A 4,334-nucleotide genomic window follows, 5' to 3' on the forward strand; every position below is an offset into this window, starting at 1 on the left:
ATAATGGCAGGCCACTGATATAATAAGATATATCAGTGGCCTTATCTTCCGCATTGACCGGTTTTATCTCCCGCACTCGCTGGCTCTAAATTCCGCATGAGTGGCTCAAACTGTCCGCAATACTCAGTAGAAACATAATCTCCAATTTTTTCATAATTGACCGAAGCTGCAAGAGCCATAATTGGGGTAATAAAAAAAGCAATCATCACTGTGAGTACACCCACTAGCGAGATCGCTTGTCGTTTTTTCTTATTCATTTGTTTTCTCCTTAGTTTAATATGAAAATGTTCTTATTCATGGTGGTGCTCGTATTTCATATTTTATGATATCCCCTCCAAATAGGAAAACTAAATCAAAATACTCATTTATGAGATTGACACTATTAATAGAAAGTGGCAAGTTTTCTCATTGATCTCCTTATTTACCTCTTATTAATTAGTTTTAAAGTCTATAAGATACAAGAAAACCACAGATACTTTCTCAAGTTCTGTGGTTTTGAAAATTTATTTTAGCTTCTTGAAGCTGAATACTACAAATCCTTCTTTTTGTTCGAAGTCTGTTATATAAGAGATTGTGGCAGTTATCTCTCTACCAGTATACTCTCTATTTTCAGTTATTTCTTGTAGGATTACAATGTCTTCAATTTGAAAATTCCGATCATTAAATCGTATTTCAAAATTCTTTTTTTCATTTAGCACGGCTTCAAAATACTCTGTATCAATCTTCAGCTTATGCTCCAAACTTATCACCTCTCATCAATAAAATTGATTAAATCGTCAAATTGGTTAGTATTATCATATACAAAAAGAGGTATTTTAGCATTTAAAGAATAACTTCTCACAGTATTTTCTTCAACTTCTTGAAATTCTTGAATCCTTTCAAGCTCCCAAGCATGATTATCTCTATTAAATAGCCGTGATTGAATCACTTCTGGAATTTCTTTCTTCAAAACAATACCTACAATATCAACGTTTTCAAAGGTTTCAAATGGTAAAGGAACAATTTCTCCAGTATTGTTTAATAGCGTAAAATGCCCATCAAGTATTATTTTTGGTGATAAGGAATCTATTTTTTTAAGTTCCTTTTTCCATAGATTTTGATTTTCAGCAATTTCTTTTGTTTGTTTATTTGAGGTATCTATTTGTTGATCAGCTTTCTTAATCAAGGAACTGATAGTATAAGCCTCAATTGGATATACTTTTTTAATCTGATCCAATAAGGTAGATTTCCCAACACCATGAATTCCTGCTAATAAGATATATTTCATTTATCTCAGTTACCCTTCAATATAACAAAAAGATTGAGGTGCCACTTTTATCTTTTTATCAAAATAATTCAAATCCATTGGTACATCATACTTTATAAATTCTTTGATTTGAATAGCAAATCCTGTATCACGACCATCAAAATATTCATTAAAAAATTTCCTTGAAATTCCAGAATATTGTTTCGTTTCTTTCCAAATATTGGATGGACGATCTTTAATGATACTTTCAATTTCAAATTCTCCAACCACTTTTCCATAAGGTTTGGTGGCATAAACTACAATAGATGAAATATCATCTCGCTTGAATATATTTTTTCTATATTCAAACTTTTTTCTGCCTTCCATAATTTCTTCTACAAATTCAGGTTTAATGGATAATAAAACCTTCATATACTTCACCTATTTCTAATATTTTTTCAAATTGATTATTTGACAAATTCATGAAACCAAAATATGCTTCTCTATCCAATCCTACTTTGTTTATCAAGTCTTGTCTAATGATTCGTTTAGGAAGCGCTAAATTGTACAGCATTTTAATAATATAGGGATATTTTTTTGTTTGATAGTAACCTCTAAGTTCTTGTTCACTAAAGATAGAACCTTTTCCACAATATTTGAGATACTCATCAATACTTTTAAAATTATTCATGTGTTTTACGCTTGCCACAGTACACAAAGAAGTCGCTACTGAACTATATTCAGCTGAACGAGCATTGTAATCCTTCATCCGATATATCACTATCAAATCGCCTATGTTCATTCCTTTAACTCCATACATATTAGTGATATATATTTTCTCAGTTGTATTGGTGAAAGATAAATCCTCAACTATATGATTTTTTTCAGTGCGTAATTTAGAGTCAGGGAACATCTTAGTATGGAATTCAGGTTTTATAGATAATAGATATTTATTACTTTCTAAATTAACTTTAGGATAGTCTTTATAAATATCTTCAAAAATAGTTTGATCTTTGTAATAGACTAACTCACCATTTGCTTTTGTTCCCCAAATTTGAAACCCAAACTTTTCTAAGAGTTGAATCAATCCTTCTTGTTTTTCAAAAACTGTGACATAAATAAAATCTTGATTGGTTTCAATCATCTTTTGTAAAGCAATACTCAAAAAACGTTGCCCTAAAATAGTTCCATGTGCATTAATTTTAAATGTTCCTATCTTTAATCGTCTCTTTTTGACAAATTTAGGAGAGATAGTTTGATCCTCCTCACATTCATCCTTCAAATACAGAAACCCATTTAGCATACCTTTATCTTTAAAAATATATGCATCCTCACTACTCTTACCTAAAAACCATCTTTCAAAGTCATAATCTTTTTTTAAAGAGTCAAAAAATTGATCATTTACATCTAAATCAGAGAACTTAACTTTTTGAATAACATCCTTCATCATATCCATCCTCTCCCCGAACTTACGTTCCTATTCTAACATAACTTACAATTAATTATAACCGTTTTAGAAAAAAAGCTCTAGAACTATTTTATAACAAACTTACTGTTTGAATTAACTTTATGAAGCCTGCACATTTTTTTGTTAAGAAGTAATCCATGGTCTACGATCACTAGTAAAAATTTCTGGAATTTTTTTTACATTTACAAAAGTGCAATTCTGTTATGCATTTTCTAACTTACTTAACCTCTTATCCATTTATTTTATGAATTGTAGATTCACGTATTGTCACAATTTCACTAAAAAAAGGTACTGAAATTTTCCAGCACCTTAACCATATTTGATAACTGTTTACTTCACTCAACTAATTATTAAATAACTAAGTTTTGTTCTAAAAAAACATTCAAAATTTGACATTCGCACCATTTTCGCACCACAACGCAAAAAAAGAATGTCAAATCAATGATTTAACAGTCTTTTCTATACCGGCGGCCGGGGTCGAACCGGCACGCCCTTAACGGGCACTGGATTTTGAGTCCAGCGCGTCTGCCAATTCCGCCACGCCGGCATGTTAAGGAGTAAATTTAGTACTAAGGCGGTAACCGGATTTGAACCGGTGATGAAGGTTTTGCAGACCTCTGCCTTACCACTTGGCTATACCGCCATTATACTATTTATTTTTACTTTTGCAAGTAAAACTGGGGTAGCTGGATTCGAACCAACGCATGACGGAGTCAAAGTCCGTTGCCTTACCGCTTGGCTATACCCCAAGAATAATAAAAGGGCGACCGATGGGAATCGAACCCACGAGTGCCGGAGCCACAATCCGGTGCGTTAACCACTTCGCCACGGTCGCCATGGCAGGGGCAGCAGGAATTGAACCCACACTAACGGTTTTGGAGACCGCTGTTCTACCTTTAAACTATGCCCCTATGGAATGGAGGAGAGTGGATTCGAACCACTGAACCCTAAGGAACGGATTTACAGTCCGTCGCGTTTAGCCACTTCGCTACTCCTCCATGGTGGCGCGGGACAGAATCGAACTGCCGACACATGGAGCTTCAATCCATTGCTCTACCAACTGAGCTACCGAGCCATACCAATAAGAAAAACTATTCGATTTTTTACAAAAATAATGAAAAACGGTCTGGACGGGACTCGAACCCGCGACCTCCTGCGTGACAGGCAGGCATTCTAACCAACTGAACTACCAAACCGTAATGGAGGTTAACGGGATCGAACCGCTGACCCTCTGCTTGTAAGGCAGATGCTCTCCCAGCTGAGCTAAACCTCCAGGTTGTTCATTAAAAATGTAAATGATCCGTACGGGATTCGAACCCGTGTTACCGCCGTGAAAGGGCGGTGTCTTAACCACTTGACCAACGGACCGGTCTGTAAAAAACGGAGAGTAAGGGATTCGAACCCTTGAGACAGTGGTTACCATCTACATGATTTCCAATCATGCTCCTTCGGCCTCTCGGACAACTCTCCGGGCTGAAAGAAACGCAATACTCTTCTTTCTCTCATAAAATGAGAACTCCGGCAGTAGGACTCGAACCTACGACATCATGATTAACAGTCATGCGCTACTACCAACTGAGCTATGCCGGAATAATTAAATCTGCGTGGCGACGTCCTACTCTCACAAGGGGCAACCCCTCA

Annotated in this window: 5 protein-coding genes and 12 tRNA genes; all 17 read right to left on the reverse strand. The window is 35.4% G+C overall.

The window, feature by feature from the left end; translation table 11 throughout:
* Positions 1-41: 41 nt before the first annotated feature.
* The 17 genes from ACWODM_RS16130 to ACWODM_RS16210 all read right to left on the reverse strand — a co-directional run bounded on the left by ACWODM_RS16130 (position 42) and on the right by ACWODM_RS16210 (position 4,283).
* A complete protein-coding gene (locus ACWODM_RS16130; protein WP_455322352.1) occupies positions 42-257 on the reverse strand; it encodes a hypothetical protein in 216 nt (71 codons plus the stop codon).
* A gap of 246 nt (positions 258-503) precedes the next feature.
* Positions 504-740, reverse strand: coding sequence for a DUF3850 domain-containing protein (locus tag ACWODM_RS16135; RefSeq protein WP_455322353.1), 237 nt, complete (start codon positions 738-740; stop codon positions 504-506).
* A 5-nt stretch (positions 741-745) separates the two neighbouring features.
* A complete protein-coding gene (locus tag ACWODM_RS16140; protein WP_455322354.1) occupies positions 746-1,267 on the reverse strand; it encodes an ATP-binding protein in 522 nt (173 codons plus the stop codon).
* A 9-nt stretch (positions 1,268-1,276) separates the two neighbouring features.
* Positions 1,277-1,657, reverse strand: a complete 381-nt coding sequence (locus ACWODM_RS16145) for an ASCH domain-containing protein (protein ID WP_429976365.1) — start codon at positions 1,655-1,657, stop codon at positions 1,277-1,279.
* A complete protein-coding gene (locus tag ACWODM_RS16150; protein ID WP_455322355.1) occupies positions 1,635-2,675 on the reverse strand; it encodes a hypothetical protein in 1,041 nt (346 codons plus the stop codon). The genes ACWODM_RS16145 and ACWODM_RS16150 overlap by 23 nt, the downstream gene beginning before the upstream one ends.
* Positions 2,676-3,155: 480 nt before the next feature.
* Positions 3,156-3,240, reverse strand: a tRNA-Leu gene (locus ACWODM_RS16155).
* Between the two features lie 25 nt (positions 3,241-3,265).
* Positions 3,266-3,336: transfer RNA gene (locus tag ACWODM_RS16160), tRNA-Cys, on the reverse strand.
* A 34-nt stretch (positions 3,337-3,370) separates the two neighbouring features.
* Positions 3,371-3,442: transfer RNA gene (locus ACWODM_RS16165), tRNA-Gln, on the reverse strand.
* Between the two features lie 13 nt (positions 3,443-3,455).
* Positions 3,456-3,528 (reverse strand) — tRNA-His (locus tag ACWODM_RS16170).
* Between the two features lie 2 nt (positions 3,529-3,530).
* A tRNA-Trp gene (locus tag ACWODM_RS16175) sits at positions 3,531-3,604 on the reverse strand.
* A gap of 6 nt (positions 3,605-3,610) precedes the next feature.
* A tRNA-Tyr gene (locus ACWODM_RS16180) sits at positions 3,611-3,691 on the reverse strand.
* Position 3,692: 1 nt separating this feature from the next.
* Positions 3,693-3,768 (reverse strand) — tRNA-Phe (locus tag ACWODM_RS16185).
* Between the two features lie 47 nt (positions 3,769-3,815).
* A tRNA-Asp gene (locus tag ACWODM_RS16190) sits at positions 3,816-3,889 on the reverse strand.
* Positions 3,890-3,893: 4 nt separating this feature from the next.
* Positions 3,894-3,966 (reverse strand) — tRNA-Val (locus ACWODM_RS16195).
* Between the two features lie 23 nt (positions 3,967-3,989).
* A tRNA-Glu gene (locus ACWODM_RS16200) sits at positions 3,990-4,061 on the reverse strand.
* A gap of 13 nt (positions 4,062-4,074) precedes the next feature.
* Positions 4,075-4,163, reverse strand: a tRNA-Ser gene (locus ACWODM_RS16205).
* 46 nt (positions 4,164-4,209) lie between these two features.
* Positions 4,210-4,283: transfer RNA gene (locus ACWODM_RS16210), tRNA-Asn, on the reverse strand.
* Positions 4,284-4,334 lie beyond the last annotated feature (51 nt).

The organism is Enterococcus olivae, from assembly GCF_053760925.1.

Bases quoted from the DNA above. Each gene is read 5' to 3' on its own strand.
- ACWODM_RS16140 (WP_455322354.1), bottom strand. From the start codon at position 1,267: ATGAAATATATCTTATTAGCAGGAATTCATGGTGTTGGGAAATCTACC.
- ACWODM_RS16150 (WP_455322355.1), bottom strand. From the start codon at position 2,675: ATGATGAAGGATGTTATTCAAAAAGTTAAGTTCTCTGATTTAGATGTA.
- ACWODM_RS16145 (WP_429976365.1), bottom strand. From the start codon at position 1,657: ATGAAGGTTTTATTATCCATTAAACCTGAATTTGTAGAAGAAATTATG.
- ACWODM_RS16130 (WP_455322352.1), bottom strand. From the start codon at position 257: ATGAATAAGAAAAAACGACAAGCGATCTCGCTAGTGGGTGTACTCACA.